This window comes from Sphingorhabdus sp., assembly GCF_050921905.1.
Classification (GTDB): domain Bacteria; phylum Pseudomonadota; class Alphaproteobacteria; order Sphingomonadales; family Sphingomonadaceae; genus Sphingorhabdus_B.
Map to the genome: position 1 here is coordinate 1,965,379 of NZ_CP050888.1, position 22,060 is coordinate 1,987,438.

At 57.5% G+C, this 22,060-nt stretch carries 18 protein-coding genes and 1 pseudogene; 13 read left to right on the top strand and 6 right to left on the bottom strand.

Features of this window, described 5'->3' with window-relative positions; all coding sequences use genetic code 11:
• Positions 1-30: 30 nt before the first annotated feature.
• The 5 genes from pgmG to HEQ18_RS09550 all read left to right on the top strand — a co-directional run bounded on the left by pgmG (position 31) and on the right by HEQ18_RS09550 (position 6,084).
• Positions 31-1,416 (top strand): phosphoglucomutase/phosphomannomutase PgmG, encoded by a 1,386-nt coding sequence (pgmG, locus tag HEQ18_RS09530; protein ID WP_432814536.1) that lies wholly within the window; start codon positions 31-33, stop codon positions 1,414-1,416.
• The gene (locus HEQ18_RS09535; protein WP_432814537.1) at positions 1,364-3,085 is read left to right on the top strand and encodes a DEAD/DEAH box helicase; all 1,722 of its coding nucleotides are present in this window, start codon (positions 1,364-1,366) and stop codon (positions 3,083-3,085) included. The genes pgmG and HEQ18_RS09535 overlap by 53 nt, the downstream gene beginning before the upstream one ends.
• Positions 3,086-3,158: 73 nt before the next feature.
• On the top strand, positions 3,159-3,944 hold the full coding sequence (locus HEQ18_RS09540) for a hypothetical protein (RefSeq protein ID WP_432814538.1): 786 nt from the start codon (positions 3,159-3,161) through the stop codon (positions 3,942-3,944).
• Positions 3,945-4,431: 487 nt separating this feature from the next.
• Positions 4,432-5,412, top strand: coding sequence for a retroviral-like aspartic protease family protein (locus HEQ18_RS09545; RefSeq protein WP_432814539.1), 981 nt, complete (start codon positions 4,432-4,434; stop codon positions 5,410-5,412).
• 54 nt (positions 5,413-5,466) lie between these two features.
• Positions 5,467-6,084, top strand: a complete 618-nt coding sequence (locus HEQ18_RS09550; protein ID WP_432814540.1) for a metallophosphoesterase — start codon at positions 5,467-5,469, stop codon at positions 6,082-6,084.
• A gap of 49 nt (positions 6,085-6,133) precedes the next feature.
• Here the strand turns inward: HEQ18_RS09550 and HEQ18_RS09555 are convergent, their stop codons facing one another.
• Positions 6,134-6,820, bottom strand: coding sequence for a YggS family pyridoxal phosphate-dependent enzyme (locus tag HEQ18_RS09555; protein ID WP_432814541.1), 687 nt, complete (start codon positions 6,818-6,820; stop codon positions 6,134-6,136).
• A gap of 231 nt (positions 6,821-7,051) precedes the next feature.
• On the opposite strand from HEQ18_RS09555, the gene HEQ18_RS09560 reads away from it, so the two are divergent.
• Positions 7,052-7,369, top strand: coding sequence for a hypothetical protein (locus tag HEQ18_RS09560; RefSeq protein WP_432814542.1), 318 nt, complete (start codon positions 7,052-7,054; stop codon positions 7,367-7,369).
• 21 nt (positions 7,370-7,390) lie between these two features.
• Here HEQ18_RS09560 and HEQ18_RS09565 read toward each other — a convergent pair whose 3' ends face one another.
• Complete coding sequence (locus HEQ18_RS09565; protein WP_432814543.1) at positions 7,391-8,146, bottom strand: hypothetical protein; 756 nt, start codon at positions 8,144-8,146, stop codon at positions 7,391-7,393.
• Between the two features lie 250 nt (positions 8,147-8,396).
• On the opposite strand from HEQ18_RS09565, the gene HEQ18_RS09570 reads away from it, so the two are divergent.
• The 6 genes and pseudogenes from HEQ18_RS09570 (at position 8,397) to HEQ18_RS09595 (ending at position 15,480) form a co-directional block, all read left to right on the top strand.
• Positions 8,397-8,840 carry a DUF3576 domain-containing protein gene (locus HEQ18_RS09570; protein ID WP_397602860.1) on the top strand — a complete coding sequence of 148 codons (444 nt, stop codon included), beginning with the start codon at positions 8,397-8,399 and terminating at the stop codon, positions 8,838-8,840.
• Between the two features lie 5 nt (positions 8,841-8,845).
• Positions 8,846-11,377 (top strand): annotated as a pseudogene (gene leuS / locus HEQ18_RS09575) (leucine--tRNA ligase).
• Entirely contained in the window at positions 11,374-11,862 is a 489-nt protein-coding gene (gene lptE, locus HEQ18_RS09580) for an LPS assembly lipoprotein LptE (RefSeq protein ID WP_432814544.1), read from the top strand. Before leuS ends, lptE begins: the two are co-directional and overlap by 4 nt.
• A complete protein-coding gene (holA, locus tag HEQ18_RS09585) occupies positions 11,859-12,881 on the top strand; it encodes a DNA polymerase III subunit delta (protein ID WP_432814545.1) in 1,023 nt (340 codons plus the stop codon). The genes lptE and holA overlap by 4 nt, the downstream gene beginning before the upstream one ends.
• A 104-nt stretch (positions 12,882-12,985) precedes the next feature.
• Complete coding sequence (msrB, locus tag HEQ18_RS09590) at positions 12,986-13,378, top strand: peptide-methionine (R)-S-oxide reductase MsrB (RefSeq protein ID WP_432814546.1); 393 nt, start codon at positions 12,986-12,988, stop codon at positions 13,376-13,378.
• 44 nt (positions 13,379-13,422) lie between these two features.
• Positions 13,423-15,480: a transglycosylase domain-containing protein gene (locus HEQ18_RS09595; RefSeq protein ID WP_432814547.1), complete on the top strand. Its 2,058-nt coding sequence runs from the start codon at positions 13,423-13,425 to the stop codon at positions 15,478-15,480.
• Between the two features lie 19 nt (positions 15,481-15,499).
• Here the strand turns inward: HEQ18_RS09595 and ribA are convergent, their stop codons facing one another.
• The 4 genes from ribA to HEQ18_RS09615 form a co-directional block, all read right to left on the bottom strand.
• Positions 15,500-16,519, bottom strand: coding sequence for a GTP cyclohydrolase II (gene ribA, locus HEQ18_RS09600; RefSeq protein WP_432815985.1), 1,020 nt, complete (start codon positions 16,517-16,519; stop codon positions 15,500-15,502).
• 41 nt (positions 16,520-16,560) lie between these two features.
• On the bottom strand, positions 16,561-17,367 hold the full coding sequence (xth, locus tag HEQ18_RS09605) for an exodeoxyribonuclease III (RefSeq protein WP_296196908.1): 807 nt from the start codon (positions 17,365-17,367) through the stop codon (positions 16,561-16,563).
• 284 nt (positions 17,368-17,651) lie between these two features.
• Entirely contained in the window at positions 17,652-18,275 is a 624-nt protein-coding gene (locus HEQ18_RS09610; protein WP_432814548.1) for a LolA family protein, read from the bottom strand.
• A gap of 65 nt (positions 18,276-18,340) precedes the next feature.
• Complete coding sequence (locus HEQ18_RS09615) at positions 18,341-20,665, bottom strand: DNA translocase FtsK (RefSeq protein ID WP_432814549.1); 2,325 nt, start codon at positions 20,663-20,665, stop codon at positions 18,341-18,343.
• Between the two features lie 165 nt (positions 20,666-20,830).
• Here HEQ18_RS09615 and HEQ18_RS09620 point away from each other — a divergent pair, with 165 nt between their 5' ends.
• A complete protein-coding gene (locus HEQ18_RS09620; protein WP_432814550.1) occupies positions 20,831-22,054 on the top strand; it encodes an FAD-dependent monooxygenase in 1,224 nt (407 codons plus the stop codon).
• Positions 22,055-22,060 lie beyond the last annotated feature (6 nt).

Genomic DNA, 22,060 nt, shown 5'->3' on the forward strand with positions numbered 1-22,060 from the left:
AAACTCTCTCCCGCAGTTACAGGACACATCATGGCCCATCATTTCCACCCCACCTCGCTTCGTGAATATGACATTCGCGGCATTATCGGTGAAACATTAAGGGAGGCTGATGCCTATGCCATTGGCCGGGGGTTCGGCACCTGCCTTGTCCGCGCTGGCGGTAAAAAGGCGGCGGTAGGCTATGACGGGCGGGAAAGCTCGCCGATGCTTGAGGAAGCCTTGGTCAAGGGGCTAAACGACAGCAATGTGGATGTCGTGCGCATCGGCATGGGGCCAACCCCCATGCTATATTATGCTGAGGCCGTATTGGACGATGTCGATGGCGGCATAGAAATAACCGGCAGCCACAACCCCGCCAATTATAACGGCTTCAAGATGGTCCTTATGGGTAAACCGTTTTTCGGGGCCAATATCCAAAAAATTGGCCGCATGGCGTCGGTCGAGGATTGGGTTGAAGGTACTGGCGTTTCGGAACAACTCGACATCCTTGATCAATATGTAGCCCGCGTGGCGCAAGCCGCACCACAAAAGGCATTTCGCATCGGTTGGGATGCAGGTAATGGCGCCGCAGGACCAGCAATTGAAATGCTGGTCAAGATGTTACCAGGAGAGCACCATCTTTTATTCACCGAAGTGGATGGCCAATTCCCCAATCATCACCCTGATCCCACCGATCCAGCCAATCTAGTCGATTTGCAGCGGCTTGTCGCGGAAAAGAAACTCGATTTTGGAGTGGCTTTTGACGGCGATGGCGACCGCATCGGCGCGATTGATGGCGAAGGCCGCGTGATCTGGGGCGATCAATTGTTGCAAATCTATGCTGCCGATGTGCTGGGTGAAGTCCCCGGCGCGACGATTATCGCCGATGTAAAGGCATCTCAGGCATTGTTCGACCGCGTCAGCGCATTAGGCGGTCAGCCGCTGATGTGGAAAACTGGCCACAGCCTGATTAAGTCCAAAATGAAAGAGACCGGATCGCCGCTCGCAGGTGAAATGAGCGGCCATATTTTCTTCAAGCATGAATATTATGGTTTTGACGATGCCATTTATGCCGCCGTCCGGTTGATGTCGGCATCGGCCAAGCTGGGCAAAAGCGTGACTGAATTGCGCAGCGAAATGCCGGAGATGATCAACACCCCCGAAATGCGTTTCCAAGTCGACGAGAGCCGCAAATTCGCCGTGATCGACGAAGTGCTTGCGCGCTTGTCGGCAGATGGCGCGGATGTGAACAACACCGACGGCGCGCGCGTCAATACGCCCGATGGCTGGTGGCTTTTGCGGGCATCGAACACGCAAGACGTGCTCGTCGCCCGCGCCGAGGCCTCAAGCGAAGAAGGTCTGGAACGGCTAATGGCGCAAATTGATGCGCAATTGGCGGCATCGGGGCTGGAACGCGGGGAAACTGTCGGGCATTAAGCCCGTTGTGAACTTACCCCCCATCATTCTCGACTGGTTCGCCGAACGCGGATGGCAGCCGCGACGGCATCAATTGGAGATGCTCGACGCGGCACGAGATGGGCGGCATGCCCTGCTCGTGGCCGCGACGGGTGCGGGTAAGACGCTGGCGGGATTTTTGCCGACGCTGGCGGATCTCATTCCTCCCCGTGTCGGGGAGGGGGACCGCACGAAGGGCGGTGGAGGGGGCTCGCGTGCAAGCGTAAAGTTACCTGATACCCCCCCTCCGTCAGTTGCTGCGCAACTGCCACCTCCCCGTGCCGGGGAGGACGGCCTGCACACGCTCTACATCTCCCCGCTAAAGGCATTGGCCACTGACGTTCGCCGCAATCTGCTGATCCCGATCGCGGAAATGGGCCTGCCGATCCGCGTGGAGGCGCGGACGGGCGATACGTCGTCGGACCGCAAGGCGCGGCAGCGGGTCAAGCCACCTCATATATTGTTGACCACACCTGAATCTTTGTCGTTGCTGCTCAATCATGAAGACAGCGTGCACATGTTCGCCACGCTGAAACGCGTCATCGTCGATGAGGTCCACGCCTTTGCCAATGGCAAGCGCGGTGATTTACTCAGCCTGTCGCTCGCGCGGTTGCAGACGCTTGCGCCCGCCCTGCAACGCGTTGCCCTCTCTGCTACCGTCGCCGACCCCGATGACTATCGCGCGTGGCTCGCCCCCAGTGGCGACATTGATCAGGTGCGCCTGGTCGAGGGGGAAGCAGCAGCCGAGCCTGACCTGACGATCCTGTTGCCACAGGGCCGCGTGCCATGGGCGGGGCATAGCGGGCAGCATGCAATCCCGCAGCTCATCGAAGAAATCGGGCGCAACAAAATCACCCTGATTTTCTGCAACACGCGTTTCCTCGCCGAGTTTATCTTTCAGAAATTATGGGACGCGAATGAACCCAAATATGCCATCGGCATTCACCACGGTTCCCTGTCCGTGGAGGCGCGGCGCAAGGTTGAGGGCGCCATGGCCGAAGGAAAGCTGCGCGCCTTGGTCTGCACCTCAAGCCTTGATCTAGGCGTCGACTGGGGCAATGTCGACTGCGTCATCCAAATGGGTGCGCCAAAGGGCTCGTCCCGCTTGCTGCAACGTATTGGCCGGTCGAACCACCGCATGGACGCGCCCAGCAAGGCCATCCTCGTGCCCGGCAATCGTTTTGAATATCTTGAAACACAGGCCGCCTTTGACGCGGTGGCAGAGGGCGTGCGCGACGGCGAGACCTTTCGCCCCGGCAGCTATGATGTCTTGGCGCAACATGTCATGGGGCTAGCCTGCGCGGGGCCGTTTGACGAAGGCGAGCTGCTGGCCGAGGTGCAGTCTGCCTTGCCCTATTCGGCCCTAGACGCCGCGACCTTTGCGCGCGTCATCGCTTTTATCGCGACCGGCGGATATGCTCTGAAGGCGTATGACCGCTTCAAAAAGCTCGTCAAAGACCCCGATGGCCGGTGGCGCCTATCGCACCCGCAATTTGCCGCGCAGCATCGGTTTAATGCGGGCATCATTGTCGATGCGCCCATGCTGGAGGTCCGGTTCCGCAATGGCCGCAAATTGGGCAAGGTTGAAGAGTCCTTTGCCGCCACTTTAAGCCCCGGCAACTGCTTCACCTTTGCCGGCATAGGCGCTTGAGGTCGACTCGATCAAAGACCTTGACCTCATCGTACGCGCCGCGACCAAGCCAGCGGCCAATATCCCAAGCTATATGGGTGCGCGGCTGCCCCTGACCACGCATCTGGCCGGGCGTGTGCGGCAGATGCTGACCGACAGGGCGGGCTGGGCGCGCTTTCCGGACGAAGTGCGCGAATGGTTGGAGATGCAGGCCTATCGCAGCCAAATGCCACAGGCCGGGCAGTTACTGGTCGAAACCTTCCCCCACGACAAACGATATTATATGGTCGCCTATCCGTTCGAAGGGTGGAACGCACACCAGTCATTGGGCATGCTCATCACGCGGCGGATGGAGAGCCGGGGCCTGATGCCCATGGGTTTTGTCGCGAGCGATTATGCCTTGGCCGTGTGGAGCCTTAAACCGATCACAGACCCGCGACCCTTATTTTCTGCCGACATATTGGCGGATGAATTTGTTGACTGGGTGGAGTCGAGCTATTTGCTCAAGCGCGCCTTTCGCGAAGTGGCGGTGATCAGCGGGCTTGTCGAACGCCAGCATCCCGGCAAGCGCAAGACGGGCAAGCAAGTTACCTTTTCCACCGACCTGATTTACGATGTGCTGCGCAAATATGAACCCGACCATCTGCTGCTGGAGGCCGCATGGGCCGATGCGCGGACGCGGTTGACCGATGTTGGACGGCTTGGCGATGTGTTGGACCGTGCCGCCGACAATATGCTGCATGTCGATCTGGAGCGCGTCAGTCCGCTGGCGGTGCCCTTGCTCGTCATGATTGGCCGCGAGAGCGTGGCGCAAGGGTCCGTGGATGACGCGCTGTTGTTGGAGGCCGAAAGTCTCGCCAGCGTGGCGATGACGCCTTAGGGTCAGGACCTAGAACAGAATCCTCCCCAGAATAAGGAGGGGGAGCCGCCAGCCGCAGGCTGGGGGTGGAGGGGGCTGTCGGCCTCATGCGACGTGGCAAGTGGAGAGCCCCCTCCGTCACTCGCTACGCGAGCGCCACCTCCCCGTTCCGGGGAGGAATTAAACCCCGCACGCGTTTTAATCTCGGCATCTGCCAAACTCCCCTCACCCCCTTCAGGGGGAGAGGGGCTGGGGAGAGGGGGCCAGAGCCATGCACCGTAAGCGGAGGATGGTGTGTGGCCTCCCTTTCCTCCCCATCGACTAGCGATGGGGAGGTGGATCGGCGGGGCGTTAGCTCCGGCGAGACGGAGGGGCATTTAAGGGCTCAGGCTCCTCCATCACGCCTTCGGCGCGGTCCCCCTCCTTATTCTGGGGAGGAAAGCACCAGTCCACGGCCTTGAAGCCACAACTAAAGAAGCGTATTGCTGTGCCATAGGAGAATTTGAAAATGCGTCGCACCGCCTTTGGGTTCATGGGCTCTTTAACCGCCGCATCCGCGTTCTTAATTGCCGCATCCGCGGTGGCGCAGGACGTGCCGCAAGCCGAAACCAGCGCAGACGTCGCCGCGATCACCGAACAATTCAACATCGACCGCAGCGACCGTATGACCGTTCAAGTCCGCGTTAATGGCAGCGAAGCTGTACCCTTCATTGTGGACACCGGCGCCGAACGCACCGTCATTGCCAATGACTTTGCCCGTAAGCTGGCGCTGGAGGCTGGCCCTATTCTGACGCTGGCAACGATTTCGGGGCGGTATCAGGTCAATAGCTTCTTCATCGATTCGATTTCGACCGCGTCGGTCAATCTTTTGGGTATTGAGGCCCCCGGCCTTGAGCGGTCCAACCTGGGGGCTTTTGGATTGCTGGGTATCGACAGCCTCGAGGACAGCCGCGTCTATCTCGATTTTGCGCAACAGACGATGGATGTGCTGCCGTCGCAGAAGTCGCGCGGGAAAACAAAGCTGGAAAACGGCATGATCGTTGTCCGTGCGCGGCGCAAGGCGGGGCGAATGATCCTGTCGAGCGCACAGATTGATGGTGTCAAGGTTGACATCATCTTGGACACTGGCGCGCAAAGCAGCATGGCCAATCTGGCACTGCGCGACAAGCTTCGCCGCCGCCATCGCAATTTTGATTTTATCCCTGTGAAATTGAGAAGCGTCACCGGCACCATATTGGAGGGCGATTATACGCAAATCCGCGAAATTGATATTGGCGGGCTTACCATCCGGGACATGCCCATGACCTTTGCCGATAATTACGCCTTTACCGCGCTGAACCTTGATGACCGGCCGGCGATATTGCTTGGGATGGATGCGCTGAAGCTGTTTGACCGCGTGTTGATTGATTTTGGCAATCGGCGCGTTGGGTTCGACCCGCCCAAGGGCGTGACGCGAGAACAAAAGGCGCGCCTCGCTTTCGCGCAGTAGTTCCTTGCGCACATCGCTTGCAGTGGCCAGCGACAGTGCGCATAGCCTGTGGCAATGGCACAAAGTTTCGAATTTGGTGGCGCGGCGTTTGAGGTGGCTGGACAGGCTGCCTTATATTGGCGCGCGCAAGATGCGTTATTGGTGTCCGACCTGCATCTGGAAAAGGCGAGCGCCTTTGCCTTAGTTGGCCAAATGCTGCCGCCCTATGACAGCGTCTCGACACTTGAGGAGATAGCCACGCTTTGCAGGACATATCGACCTGCCAAAATTATATCACTTGGTGACAATTTCCACGATGATGACGGGGAACACCGATTGGCGCAAGATGCTGCGGCATTATTGGTTGATTTGGCCTGCAACACCGAATGGATCTGGATTACCGGAAACCATGACCGCGCGGTGTCGGGTATCTGGGGCGGCAAGGCGTTTGACGCATTGACATTGTCGGGCATCACGCTTCGGCATGAGGCGTTAAGTGGCGACCCCAAGTCCCGAAATCTCCGGCCATTTTCACCCGAAGTTCCGGCAAGTGCTGCGCGGGCGGATGGTAAAACGGCGTTGCTTTGTGAAGACACCGCGCAAGTTGATCATGCCGGCCTTTGGCGCGCTGACCGGTGGGCTGGATGTGCAGGATGCTGCTATATTAAAGGCATGCGACCTCACCGATGGTGAAGGGATTGAGGCCTTGGTCGCCACGCAAAGCGGGATTGCCCGATTTGCCCTAAATCATACTGGGGCGGTTGCCAAATAAGGCGGTGCCGACACGGACATAGGTCGCGCCCAGCATGATGGCGGTTTCAAAGTCATCGGACATGCCCATGCTCAATTGCCCCAATCTATGCCGCGCGGACAATTCGGCCAAAAGCGCAAAGAAAGGCGCGGCTTCGACGTCGGCGGGCGGAATGCACATCAACCCAGCGACCGGAATCCCTGCGTCCTGCGCTGCCTTCAACAGGTCGGGAAGCTCCATGAAGGAACACCCCCCCTTTTGCGCTTCAGCGCCAATATTGACTTGAATGAAGCAAGCCACCGCGCGCCCCAGCTTTTGCATCGCCTTGCCCAGCGCCGTCACAAGCGACAGCCGATCAACCGAATGAATGACGTCAAACAACGCGACCGCTTCTTCGGCCTTGTTCGATTGTAACTGGCCAATGAGGTGCAGCTCAAGCTGCGGATGCATTTCCTTCAACGCTGGCCATTTGCTTGCGGCCTCCTGAACACGGTTTTCACCGAACAGCCTTTGCCCCGCGAGAATGATTGGCGCGATGTCCTCCACCGACCGCGTTTTCGACACGGCGATCAGGTGGATGTCCTCCGCCGAACGTTGCGCCAATTTGGCAGCGGCGCCCATGCGCGTGCGGATGGCCGTCAAACGGTCGGCGGGTGTTTCTGGTGTCGCTTCCTGCATAGCGCGTCGCTATAGGCAATTGCATGCCGCGAAGCCACCCCTTGCCGAAAATCTGGCTCATGACCGATTCGCGTTTTGGTGATGACCAGTTGCGCGCTATTCAACAACTGCCGGCGCGATCAGGCGTGGTTTTCCGCCATTATGATTTGGCTACTCAGCAACGTCGCGCATTGTTCGCCCAGGTGCTGCGCATTTGTCGTCGGCGCGGGCATATACTGCTGTTGGCGGGTGATGCGCGGGACCGCTGTGCGCTGGCATGCCGACGGCTTTCATCAACGCAGCCATGGCCACACAGGCTTGCTACACAGCGCCCCTGTTCACAATGCGCGTGAAATCGCCGACGTAAAGCGCAGCCGCCCCGACCTGTTATTCCTCTCCCCGCTTTTCGATACCAACAGCCACCCCGGCGCGCGGACCACTCGGTCCGTTGATGTTTCTGCGGCTCGCAAAGCTTGCTGGCCCAAAACGCATCATCGCCTTGGGCGGCATGACCCGTCAGAGCGCAAACATGCTAGGCCCACGGATGATCCATGGTTGGGCGGCGATTGATGCTTTCAGGAAAAAGCCCGCTTAGAAGCGGATTTTGGTTCCGACATAGACCGCTTCGCTGTCCTTGCGGTTGTCGGGCAAAGGAAGAACGCGATCATTTTCACTGGCGTAACGAACGCCAGCGGTGACGTCGATCTTGCGGCTGATCGAGAAGCTGCCGCCGACATCGAGCTTATAATCGCCCGCAGCCGCGCTACCGCGCGCGGGCGGGGCCATTTCTTTATTCTGGTCGAGTTTAATATTGGTGCTGAACTTGCTTGGTTTTTTCACCGATTCATCCAACCGGAAGCCGCCCTTACCGACATCGCTCAAAGGCGTCTTTGCCGCACGTGCATGCGCCTTAGGCAAAGCAAAATCCTGCCAACCCTTGGAAGCCGTCAAACGATAGTCGACTGCGGCCAGGCGCGGCCCCTTACCAGCGCCCACTTCGCTTGGTGCGATGACATTGCGAAGGGATACCGCGCCAGCGGTCAGAAGTGAGTTCGCCCGCGCAGCGACGGTAATCGTGCGGCTTCGACCGTCATCGGCACTCGCCGGCGTGAAAGGGAACCGCGTATCAGGCGCAATTTGCGTAGCGGAGAATTTTTGGGCAAGCACGCTGTCACCGCCAGCAGGCGTGAACATCGCGATCCACAACGGCGCGGTCTTTTGTTCCGGACCGGATGACCTTGCGGCAAAGGCAGGCACAATCAACGGCGAAAGGGCAAGCGAACCGGTCGCAAGCATCACTGCTGCAAAGGTCGCATATTTTCCTTTCTGTACCCGCTTCACGTTCATGGCCCTTTTTCAAGCGATTCTTATTTATAACGGTTAGTATACGCCTTATTTAAGCGATTCAAAAGAGGTGTAATTTCAGAATCATGCCCATAACACCTTTTATCCGCAGTTGTTGCATGATGTCCACAATCCAATAGCGCATGGAAAATGACTACAGTATGAATTGCGCGCCGTTCAGCCGCCAGAAAGCTTGCCCCCGACAACAAGCCACTATAGAGGTTTCCGATATTCCATTGTTCAAGGACATTTTATGCGCACCACTCGCCTGGCACTCATCATTGCGACCAGCAGCTTAATTAGCTTAGGCCTGCTTTCCGGCTGCGGCGGCAGGGAACGTCCAAAGGCGGACCTCGCGGCCAGCCAGGTCACCAATATTGGCGTCAACAGCTATTTGTGGCGCGCATCGCTTGATGCCTTGTCGTTCATGCCGTTGGTACAGGCCGACTCGTCGGGCGGCGTCATCGTCACCGATTGGTATGTAAACCCGCAAAGCCCCGGCGAACGCGTGAAGCTTACCGTGTCGATCTTGGATCAAGACCTGCGCGCAGATGCCTTGCGTGTGGCCGGCAGCCGCGAAGTCTCGCAAAATGGCCAGTGGGTCGCGGCGCCATTGCGTGCCGCCACGGTGCAAAAGCTTGAAGCCGTCATCCTCACCAAGGCGCGTGACCTTCGTCGGTCGTCCATCACCGGGTAATTTCCATGTCCAACGAAGAGCGCTTTAACCCGCACGTTGCCGACGCGCGGTGGCAAAATATTTGGGAAGAACGCAGCAGCTTCGTCGCAGATGATAATTCGACTAAGCCGCGCGCTTATGTCCTTGAGATGTTTCCCTATCCGTCGGGCCGCATCCATATTGGCCATGTCCGCAATTACACCATGGGCGATGTGCTGGCGCGCTACAAACGGATGACGGGGCATGAGGTGTTGCATCCCATGGGTTGGGACGCCTTTGGCATGCCTGCCGAAAATGCGGCGATGGAGAAGAACGTCCACCCCGGCGGATGGACCCGCGACAATATCGCAAACATGAAGGCGCAGCTGAAGCGGCTTGGTTTTGCGATTGACTGGACGCGCGAGCTTGCGACCTGCGAGCCCGAATATTATGGCCATGAACAGGCCCTGTTCCTGAAACTATATGCCGCTGGCCTGGTCTATCGCAAGGAATCTGCGGTAAACTGGGACCCGGTTGACATGACCGTGCTCGCCAATGAACAAGTCATCGACGGCAAGGGCTGGCGCTCCGGCGCGCCGGTTGAACGTCCGCAAGCTGAGCCAATGGTTTCTCAAAATCACCGACTTTGCAGATGAACTGCTCACCGGCCTTGGTTCGCTTGACCAATGGCCGGACAAGGTGCGCTTGATGCAGGAAAACTGGATCGGCAAATCGCAGGGCTTGAAATGCACCTTCCGTTTTCCCGGGGGGAATAGGCGGCATCGACGTGTTTACAACGCGGACCTGATACGATGTTCGGCGCAAGCTTTGTTGCCATTGCAGCAGACCACCCCGTCGCGCAAAAGCTGGCCTGCCAATGCCCCCGATTTGCAAGCGTTTATCGAGGAATGTCGCAAGGGCGGAACGACTGCTGCCGACATTGAAACCTGCTGAAAAGCGGGGGTTTGATACAGGCTTGACCGTCGAACATCCGCTCGATGCAAGCTGGCATTTGCCGGTCTATGTCGCGAACTTCGTGTTGATGGACTATGGCACTGGTGCCGTCTTTGGTTGCCCCGCGCATGACCAGCGCGATCTTGATTTTGCCCGCAAATATGATTTGCCCGTCACCCGCGTTGTCGCAGATGGCGATTTGACCGATAGCAGCTTTGCCGGCGATATTGCTTTCACAGGCCCCGGCACAATCGTCAATTCGCGCTGGATGAATGGCATGACGATTGATCAGGCGAAGGCCGATGTCATCGCACGCGCACAGGCCGAAGGCTGGGGCATTGGCCAAACACAATATCGCCTGCGCGACTGGGGCGTTTCGCGTCAGCGTTATTGGGGGACGCCCATCCCCATCATCCATTGCCAGACCTGCGGCGCGGTGCCGGTACCCGATGACCAATTGCCCGTAATTTTGCCCGAAGATGTCAGTTTCGACATTCCCGGCAACCCGCTGGATCGGCACCCGAGCTGGAGCAAAGTCGACTGCCCAAGCTGTGGTCAGCCTGCACGGCGCGAAACGGACACGCTCGATACTTTTGTCGATTCAAGCTGGTATTTCATTCGCTTTGCCAGCCAGCCACATGACAAGCCATTTGATCGCACAGTTGCGGAAAAATGGCTTCCGGTGGACCAATATATTGGCGGCGTGGAACATGCCATTTTGCACTTGCTCTATGCCCGGTTCTGGACGCGCGCATTGAACCATATTGGCTTGATCGACGTGAAGGAGCCATTTGCGTCTTTGTTCACGCAAGGCATGGTCACGCACCAAACCTATCAGGACGCAAAGGGCAGTTGGCTGAGCCCCGATCAGGTGCGGCGCGAAGGCGACATCTGGACCATCATCGATAGCGGCGCCCCTGCGGTTGCTGGTCGTATCGAGAAAATGTCCAAGTCCAAAAAGAATGTCGTCGATCCCGATGATATTGTGGATCAATATGGCGCCGATGCCGTGCGCTGGTTCATGCTGTCGGACAGTCCGCCCGAACGTGATCTGGAATGGTCCGAAGCAGGCATTGAGGGCTGCTGGCGTTTTGTGCAGCGGCTCTGGCGTCTGACAGCACAAGTGAGCGGTGCGGATGGCGCGGACAAGGCATTGGAACCGCAAAACGCATCAGGTGATCGCTGGCGTCGGCGCAGATATCGAGGCGCTCGCCTTTAACAAAGCCGTTGCCAAGATTTATGATCTCGCCAACGCTATTGAAAAAGCCGCGCCTTCGGCCAGCCGCGATTCTGCCATCCGCACGATCCTATTGCTGTCATCACCGATGGTCCCGCATTTGGCCGAAGAAGCCTGGACGCAGCTTGGCGCCGAACTGGGTGGTGGTCTGATCGCCGACGCCGCATGGCCCGCTGTTGACCCGGCCCTGCTTGAAGAGGACGAGGTTACCATCGCCATACAGGTCAGGGGCAAATTGCGTGACACGCTAACGGTCGCCAAGGGCTTGCCGCAGGCCGAAATGGAGGCACTTGCACTGGCCAGCCAAAAGGTTCAGATTGCCATGGACGGCGGCGATATTAAAAAAATCATCGTCGTTCCCGACAGGCTGGTCAACATCGTCTTATGAACCGTTTCTTAGCCCCCTTGATGCTTGCTTTCCTGCTGCCCGCGTGCAGTTTACAGCCATTATATAGCGGTGGGTCAAAAGGGGCGGTGGCGCGCGCATTGGGGACCATCAGCGTCGCGCCAATCGAGGGCAAAAATGGTTGGCTGATGCGCAATGCATTGACTGACCGGCTTGGCGCTCAGGACAGCAATATTGCCCAGTTCCGCTTGGTTGTTGTCCTTGATGACCAAATTGAAGGTTTCGGCGTGCGCGCGGATGATACGGTCACGCGTGAACGTCGGACATTACGTGCGCGCTATCAGCTTATTTCCGTCGAGACGGGTGAGACTGTGCTCGATACGACCGCCGGATCGGACGCTGGCATCGACGTGGTCAGCTCGGAATATGCAACGATCGCTGGCGAAAACAGCGCGCTTGAAAATCTGACGCAAAAGGTTGCGGATCAGATTGTCACGCGGCTTTCCATTTACGCTCGCGGCGAATGAGTAGCGCAAAAGAACGTAGCTTTATCAGTGCCATAAGTGCACGTCCGGATGTCCGGATGTTTTTCATATTCGGACAGGATGAATCGGCCGTCGCCGATATTGCTGGGCAAATGTCGGCGCAATTAGCAGGCTCGGAACGCATTGATATCGACAGCGACCGGATCCGCAATGACTCGGCCTTGTTGGCAGATGAGGCATCTGCACTATCGCTGTTCGGTGACAAAAGGCATATCCGGGTCAATTTCCGCCGCGAAGAGGGCTTAGCCGCAGTCGAAAATTTGCTATCACTGGACGGCGAGGTAAACCCGGTCATCGCCACCGCCGGTAACCTGACCAAGACCAGCAAATTGCGGAAGTTGGTGGAAGCGGATCCGCGCGTCATGGTGCATATCTGTTATTTACCCGAAGAAGGCGACGCCGCCGCCGCAGTCATGGCCTTTGCTGCCACAACCGGGTTGAAGATCGATCGGCCACTTGCCGCACGTATTGCGCGCTACACTGGGCAAGACCGCAAGCTAGCCCAAGCCGAAATTGAAAAGCTCGCGTTATATTATGATGCGTCACCGCAGCGTCCCGCCACGGTCGAAATAGCAATATTCGAAGCTTTATCGGCGGAAACTGGTGAGGAAAATATCAACGGCCTCGTCCATGTCGTGATGGGCGGTGACTTGCGCGGCACGGGCCGCGAACTGACCGCTGCGCGCGACATGGGTGTTGATGCCATTCGCATCATCCGCGCCATGCAACGCCGCGTGACAATGCTCGCCGCAATGCGGACAAAAGTCGACAATGGCGCAAATCCCGGCGCAGTGGTTAAGGCAACGCGTTCGATATTCTGGAAAGATGCCGACAGCTACGCACAGCAGCTTATGCGCTGGCCATCGGCTCGGCTTGCAGGGCTAAACAGCCATTTGCTTGAGGTTGAGTCAAAGTTGATGCACGTCCGCGAGGGGCTTGCCGTGACCATATTGGAAGAAGAGCTCGTCCGCATTGCCCGTGCCGCAGCACGTCGCGGCTGACCACCGCGCGCGACTTGCGCAGATTTCAAGAAATCACGCGTCCGCCCGCACCTTGAACCGCTTTGCCGCTGCCCCCACATCATCCTCACGAAAGGTACCTTTTCATGGAAAAAATTATCAAATCCGATGCGGAATGGCGGGCCGTATTGGACCCCGTTCAATATCATGTCCTGCGGGAGGCCGGCACTGAACGCGCCTTTGCCGGCGCGCTGACCGATGAAAAGCGCGAAGGCGAATTTCGCTGCGCCGGCTGTGAGACTACCCTGTTTGCTTCGGACACAAAATTTGACAGCGGTTCGGGTTGGCCAAGCTTTACCGCGCCCGCAGACAATGATGCTGTTGAAGAGCACCGCGATACGTCGCACGGCATGGTCCGCATTGAAGTGCGCTGTGCCGCATGTGAGGGGCATTTGGGCCATGTCTTCCCCGATGGGCCTGGACCGACTGGCCTGCGTTACTGCATCAACAGCGCCGCGCTTGCATTCGATCCTGAATAACAAGGCGCTTGTCGGCGGTTACGGGACTGGGTAACACTCGGGCCATGGCACGCACGCGCAAGATTTCGAAAGAACGTGGCCCAATGGGGCCATGGATGCTGCGCATTGTCAAAGCGGGCGTCATCGCGGCGTTGCTGGGCGTCATGGTTCTTGGCATTTTTGTCGCGATTGCACGCAGCGAAATTGACAGTTTTGAAGATCTGAAAGCCTCCCCCAACGGGCAAATGATCCGCATCCGTGCGGCAGACGGCACTGTCATTCAATCGCTTGGTCCGAGTTTCGGACGTTGGTTGACCATCGACCAATTGCCGTCCGAAATGAAGGACGCGATGGTCGCCGTCGAAGATCGCCGTTATTATATGCACCCCGGTGTCGACCCCATTGGGATTACGCGGTCCGTGTATGTGCGGGCCGTTGAAGGTCGCTGGACGCAAGGCGGTTCGACCATCACGCAACAATTGGCACGCAACATATATCTGAACAGCAACAAGGAGTTTGGCCGCAAAATTCGCGAGGTCATTCTTGCACTGGCTATGGAAACCAAATTCTCCAAGGACCAGATCCTCGAACTCTATTTGAATAAAGTATATTTCGGTGGCGGCGCTTATGGGGTCGATGCCGCAAGTCGCCGTTTCTTTGACCATGGTGCAGAGGATATCAGCCTTGCCGAGGCGGCGATTATCGCAGGTCTTGTGAAGGCCCCCTCACGCTATGCGCCTACTGCCGATGCACAGGCCGCCTTGGACCGCGCAAAGGTTGTGGTTGAAGTCATGCAGGATGCAGGGATGATTACCGCAGCTGAGGCTGCTACCGTCGAACCGGCCGGAGTGCGCTTGGCCGCTGAAGCGCCTCAAGACAGCGTGCGTTACTTCACGGATTGGGTTTTGCCGCAATTGGACGGCCTTATAGATGAAACTGAAAAGCCAATCGATGTCTGGACGACGCTGGACCTGAAAATGCAGCGCGCCGCGACCTCAGCGATTTCCGCAAATTCTCCTCGCGGCGCACAAGGCGCATTGGTGTCGATTGACCGCGACGGCGCGGTGAAGGCCATGGTGGGCGGTACCGATTATGTTACCAGCAATTACAATCGTGCGGTTTCCGCGGTACGCCAACCGGGCTCGGCCTGGAAGTTATTCGTTTATCTTACCGCGTTGGAAGCAGGTTACCGCCCTGAAGACATGGTGGAAGACAAGCCCGTCGAAATCGACGGCTGGAAGCCTAAAAACAGCGGTGGCAATTTTGCTGGCGCGATTTCGCTTCGTACCGCTTTTGCATATTCCAAAAACACCATCGCTGCCCAAATTGGGCAAGACGTCGGCACTAGCAGTATTGCCAATATGGCGCGCAGGTTCGGGATCACCACCCCTGTCAACACGATGCCGTCGATGGTGCTGGGCACATCAGACACGCGCGTTATCGATATGACTCAGGCGTTCGCGGCGGTCGCGGCCGGTGGACGCAATGTCACCCCTTATGGCATTAAAAAGGTCACTACGATTGACGGTGAACTTCTATATGCGGCAAAGCCGTCAAGCTCGGTGCAGTTGGTTGACGATTGGGTTGCAGGCGCAATGACCGATTTGTTGCAAACCGCCGTCGCCACTGGCACCGGGCGGGCCGCAAATATTGGCCGACCCGTCGCGGGCAAAACGGGGACAACGTCAAGCAACAAGGACGGATGGTTCCTGGGCTTCTCCAGCGGCCTTACAACCGGCGTGTGGATGGGTCGCGACGATGCTAGGTCAATTGGTGGCCTTGAAGGCGGTCGCGCCCCTGCGCAGGCTTGGGCAGCCTATATGCGCGTAGCTGTGGCCGGCCGCCCCGTGGAGAAATTCGCCACCGAGGTGACTTTCCCGGAGGCCCTTGAGGGTGAGGAGCCATTGCTTGGCGCAGATGAAATGCTGCTGTTCGATGAAAATGGCATGCCGATTGAAGGCGACCCCCTAATGGATGACCCCAATCTTGCGCCGACGACAGAGCCGGAGCCGCTGGATGATGCATTTATCGAGCGCGCGCTTGGCGGCAGACGCGATCAACGGCCAACGTCAGATGAAGAAGGGCCGCGCGCAGATCCGCGCGGACAGACCCGTCCATTTTAGGCCGTGAACGCAAAAAAGCCTATAGCGCATGGCCGGTCCGGCTTTTCTTGGTTTCAAGATAATGGGCGTTGTGTGGATTGGCAGCGATCTTAAGCGGTAGCCGCTCGACAACCATGATGCCGGCATTTTGTAAGCCGTCCACCTTTTCAGGATTGTTGGTCAACAGGCGCACCCGTTCCACACCAAGCAATTCCAGCATCCGTGCCGCGACTGAAAAGTCGCGCGCATCAATGGCGAAACCCAAGCGGGTATTGGCATCGACGGTATCAAATCCCTGATCCTGAAGCGCGTAGGCGCGCAGTTTGTTGATCAAACCAATGCCGCGCCCCTCTTGTCGCAAATATAACAATATCCCCCAATTTGCGTCCGAAATCTGTTGCAGCGCTTCGTGCAATTGTGGGCCGCAATCGCATTTCAGGCTGCCAAGAACATCGCCCGTCAGGCATTCGCTGTGCAAGCGGACAACTGGCGGAGAGGAGTCGCGCGTACCCATCAGCAACGCCACATGGTCGGACGCATCTACGGCTGTCCGGAACGCGACAATTTCGGCATCGGCATTGGCGGCAACGGGAAGCTTGGCCCGCGCGGCAATGCGCAAGGCACCGCTGTCATCAAAGGCAGCAACATCTTGCGGGCTAAAGAAAGCGGGGTTCTCGCCTGCGCCCTTCAACACCAGAAAGGCAGGAAGCAAACCTGCCAATCGCGCAAGCTCAATAGCCGCACACGCCGAGGGCCCATCATCCAATGACAACGCGGCAAAAGGGCCCTTCATCGGATAAGCAAGGTCAAGGCTTGGGTCGGCCACCGCCAGAGCCAGCCGGAGGTCCAAGTCGGACGGCGCCTGAATGAGCACCGGAAGGTCGCCATCTGCCGCCGCACGCTGGTTGGTTAATTTCAGTGTCGCCGCACGATTTGCCGAGAGCAATATCGCATGCGCACCGGAAACATCTCGCGCTGTTTCGACCGCCGATAAAGTGAGCGATTGCCCCATATGTTGCACATTAACCGGCCAACCACGACGCAGGGCATCAATCGCCATCGCTGCGCGGCGTGAGTCTCCCAACGCTGCGCTCGCCCCGATCAAAAGGTAAATTCCGTGACGATCGGCGCATGGTCGGATGGCTTGCCCCAGCCGCGCACATGTTTGTGCACGATATGCGCCTTTGCCTTTTCTTTCAGATCAGGGGTGACCCACATATGATCCAGTCTACGTCCGCGGTCGGACGTCTCCCAATCCTGCGCGCGATAGCTCCACCATGTATATAATTTCTTTGACGGCTCGACGAAGTGCCGCGCGACATCCACCCAGTCTGCCGCTGCCTGAATTTCCGCCAGATGTTCAATTTCAATGCGGGTGTGGCTGACGACATTGACCAATTGCTTGTGGCTCCAGACATCTTGCTCAAGCGGCGCAACGTTGAAGTCCCCCGTGAGGACTGTCGGTTGTGTGACGTTACGCGACCATTCGGCCATACGTTTTAGGAAAGCAAGTTTCTGTCCGAATTTTGAATTGACCTCGCTGTCGGGGACTTCGCCCCCGGCAGGAATGTAGACATTGTCGATCCGCACGCCCTTGGCTGCGTCGATATTTAACTCTGCGCCAACATGGCGCGCCTCGCCATTGGCCTGCCAATCCTCCACCCGGCGGTTGATCAACGGCAGTTTGCTGACGATTGCAACGCCATGATGCATGGGCATGCCGTTGACGACGAAGTGACGGTAACCCAACTGCCGGAACAATCCTTCGGGAAAAAGGCTGTCGATGACTTTGGTTTCCTGAAGGCATAAAACGTCGGGCGCTTCTTCCTTCAAATAGCGTTCGACAATGTCGATACGGGCGCGGACCGAGTTTATATTCCACGAGGCGATGCGAATGGTCTGAGACATAAGACGAAAGCCCTAGATGCCTGAAGCGTCAGGAGCAAGCCGGTGAAGACGTTTCCCTCAAAAAAGCAAAGCCCTCATCCCGGGGGCATTTGGGATGAGGGCTAAGCTTGCGTTCGTCACGCGGATATCAGCGATGAGTAAAGTCGCGGGCAACAGGGGGAAAACCACACGAACGATCAGCCACTGATATAACATTGTATACCGTGCCCTTCCTGTCGTTCAGATGAACAAAACTAGCGCACGCCGCAACTTGTCGGTGGTGCGCTTCCGTTCATCGCCGGATGTTAGGATTTTCGCCTGACCGGCCGCGGATCTTTCCATGTGAACGCGTTTTTTGCGATCGTGCCATTATAGGTAATATTGTTGAGTCGAATGGTGGTGCGGTTGTTTTTGGAATCCAGCGCGACCCAGCCATTCAAAGTCAATCCGCCCGGCGCGCCGGGTTTGTCCACGAATATCATCGTGATGGTGCCATATTCGGGGCGCTTTGGATCGCGGACTTCGACACTAACAACGTCGTTGCTGGAGGTAGGCAGTATCTTGCCAAAGCGCGCAAGATCCTGACCGGGGTCAAGGAGGGCAGCCAGCGGACTGTTGCGGATCGGCCAGCGCTGGACTTGCTTCACCTCATAATCCACCATCGTCAGCGCACGCCCGTCGGCGACAATCAACAGGGGCACGTCTTTCTGATACTCAAACCGCACTTGCCCAGGCCGCTTCAACAGCAACTTGCCGGTCAGGGTCCCACCGCTGCGGTCTGTCTGCGTGAAATTCGCGGACATCGTGCCCACAGCCTTCATATGCTGCACAACCCGCGCCATCTGCTCGGACGAAGACTGGGCGGGGCTAGGCGTCGTAGCCACGAGCGCAACCGGCGCGAACAACATGGCGTATTTTGAAAAAGTCATCTTTGTTTCCTTGGGATGGGTGGCGGCGATCACTATCCCGACTGCCTTGAACCGCGTCTTAATGGCTAAACCGGGTCGCCGTTGCGGTCGCGCAGCACTTCGCGGCGGCCAATATGGTTCGGCGCGCTGACGAAGCCGTCTTCTTCCATCCGGTCAATTAACCGTGCCGCGCTGTTGTAACCGATGCGCAATTGCCGTTGAATCCAGCTTGTCGAGGCCTTCTGGCTTTCGAACACGATCTGGCACGCTTTGCGATATTGGGAATCTTCTTCGCTGTCGTCGCCGCCCATGCCGCCAAAGTCAAAACCGCCGTCTTCGGGTTCTTCGGTCACGGCTTGAATATATTCAGGCTGCCCTTGGCCACGCCAATGGTCGGCAACGCGGCGCACTTCATCGTCGGAGACAAAAGGTCCGTGAATACGCGTCAATCCTCGGCCACCTGCCATATAGAGCATGTCGCCCTTGCCCAGAAGCTGTTCTGCGCCTTGTTCCCCAAGAATGGTGCGGCTGTCGATTTTTGACGTAACATGGAAGGAAATCCGGGTGGGCAGGTTTGCCTTGATGACTCCAGTGATAACATCGACCGACGGCCGCTGCGTTGCCATGATCAAGTGAATCCCCGCGGCTCGCGCCTTTTGCGCCAGACGCTGGATCAGAAATTCGACTTCTTTACCCGCCGTCATCATCAAGTCCGCCAGCTCATCAACGATGATGACAATCTGCGGCATCGGTTCGTAAGCGAGACTCTCTTCCTCATATTGTGGCTGGCCAGTCATAGGGTCATAACCGATTTGCACCTTGCGGCCCAATGGCGCACCCTTTGCTTTTGCGCCGCGCACCTTTTCGTTGAAGTTCGCAAGGTTACGCACGCCAAGCGAGGACATCATACGGTAGCGCTCCTCCATCTGCTCAACTGCCCATTTTAGCGCGCGGATGGCCTTCGCAGGCTCAGTCACCACAGGTGACAGCAGATGCGGAATATCGTCATAGCTGCTCAATTCCAGCATCTTGGGATCGATCATGATCATCCGGCACTGGTCAGGAGTCAGGCGATAGAGCAGCGACAAGATCATGCAGTTCAGGCCAACCGATTTACCCGACCCGGTTGTCCCTGCGACCAACAGATGTGGCATGGGTGCAAGGTCAGCAATAACCGGATCGCCGGAGATATTCTTACCCAAGATTATCGGCAACGCGCCCTTTTGCTCCGCAAAAGCGTCCGAGCCCACCATCTCCTGAAACACCACAGCCTCCCGATGTGCATTGGGAAGCTCTATACCCATCACTGTCCGGCCCGGGATGGTCGAGACGCGCGCGGACAGCGCGGACATGTTGCGCGCGATGTCTTCGGCCAACTGAACGACGCGGCTGGATTTGATACCCGCCGCTGGCTCAAGCTCGTACATCGTCACGACAGGACCAGGGCGAACAGCGACAATCTGTCCCTTTACATGGAAGTCATCCAACACCGACTCCAGCAGCCGTGCATTGGCTTCCAACGCCGCCTTGTCGAGTTTAGGCACTGAAATCGTGGGTGGCGGATCGAGCAACTCAAGCGATGGCAAGGTAAAGCTGCCAAAGAAGTCACCCTGCCGCGCGCCAGTGGAAAAAGCGGCTTTTTTGGGCGCGAGCGTGCGGTCCTCAATCACCGGCGGCTTGCGTTGATCTGGTTCCACGGCCTTGCGTGGCGGCTTGGGCTCGACAATCTGCGGCGCAGGCAAATCGTCGCCCGTAAAGGCCGACATGCCAATGCTGGCGTTACCAAATTTGGGCAGCGTCAGGGTCGGAATGCGTAACAGTGGTCGTTCCAACTGAAGCGATCGAATGACGAGCACCACCCCACCTGCCAACGCCCCGAATATCAAGAACACCCGCAGTAAAGTGCCTAAACTACCCTTAATCTGGCTCACAAGGGCGCTGGCGGCATTGTCGAATAGCAAGGCAATCGCCCCACCCCACCCCGCCGGGCGGCCAATGTCGCTGCCATGTTGCCAATAGGCCATGCCAAAGCCAATCAAAAGCATGCCGGTGAGGCATAAAGACAATTGTCGTTTCCACTGCGGCTGCGGAACACCACGCCACAATCGCCGCGCGAAAACCAAAAGCAGCGGCAACAAGAAATATGCTGGCACGCCGAACACAAACAGCATGGCGTCGGCCACATACGCGCCGCTTTGTCCCATCCAGTTGTGCTGCACATCTGCCGCTGCGCTGTTAAATGCCGCGTCGCCTGCGGAATAGCTGAGCAGCGCCAGTCCGTAGAATATTGCAAACAGGCCCAAAGCCGCCGCGACAAACAGCGCGCCGCTGCGAATCAATGACGCGCGCATCATCTGACGCCAATTGGCGAGGTTCGATTTCGGGCTAAATTTTGAAACGCGCAAGGCCATGTTACGAATGCCGATATATATGAAGTCGCAAAGGACCGAATGCGACCCTTTTCGGCGTCAGCGGACTCCTCGTCAAGTATTACAGGGCAAAATGGGAGCCTGAATATTTTTATACGGTCAAAATCCTCCTTTGAATCCCGCTTTGTGTTGCGGCATAAGGACGATATGAAAAACAAGGCAGATGTAATCATCATTGGTGGCGGCCTCATTGGTCTCACACAAGCTCTGGCGCTCGCGTCACAAGGCATTACGAGCCATGTCATTGACCGCGCGGATCAGGCCAGCATGCTCGAAGCAGGCTTTGATGGCCGGACTTTTGCAATCTCAAGCTCAAGCTACAAATTATTTGAAGCCATGGGCCTTGGCGATGCTTTGGCTGGCAAGGGCTGCCCCATTGAGAAGATATGGGTCAGCGACGGGCTCAAGCCAGGATCACTCGATTTTGCGCCAGCCGAAGATGATGGGTTTTTAGGCCAAATGTTTGAAAGCCGTTATTTGCGCGCTGTGCTTTACAAGGCGGCGCAAGAACATGCCGCAATCCAATTGCACATGCCCGCAAACATCATCAGCAAGTCGCGCGATGCTGGCGCAGCGACAGTAACGCTTGAAGGTGGAACAGTGTTGACCGCAGACCTGATGATCGTTGCCGAAGGCCGCAAGAGCGAAACCCGCGAAGAGGCCGGAATCCACATTGCGCATTGGCAATATGCGCATCACGCAATTGTTGGCGCGATTTATCATGAACGGCCGCATAACAATATTGCCTATGAAATTTTTTACCCCTCAGGGCCCTTTGCCGTTCTGCCTATGTTGGATGACGAACATGGCCGCCACCGTTCGGCGCTTGTCTGGTCGGTTAAATCTAAGGATGCTGCTGGTTACCTAAAGCTATCGCCACGCGGTTATGCTGCCGAACTTGAAAAGGGCATGGGGGGATTGTTAGGCAAGGTCGAATTGTCGGCGCCTTTGTCGTCTTATAAATTGGGTTTCCACCATGCGGCGTCGATTACGGCGGAACGCATGGTGCTGATCGGCGATAGCGCGCACGGCATTCACCCCATTGCGGGGCAAGGGCTGAATTTGGGTCTGCGCGATGTCGCGGCGTTAACTGAGGTGCTCGTGGACGGCATGCGGCTTGGCCTCGACTTTGGCGATGCACAGTTGCTTGATCGTTATGGCCGGTGGCGCAGTATCGACACGTTGCTGATCGCGGTTTCGACAGACGGGCTGAACCGGTTGTTTTCCATACCCGGCAAAACGGCATCGGCGGTCCGGCGTTTCGGGATGGCAATGGTGCAACGCGCGGCCCCGGCCAAGGCCTTTTTCATGGCCGAAGCGCGGGGCGAAATCGGCGCGTTGCCCAAAATGCTACAGGGTGTTGCAGTCTAAAACTCA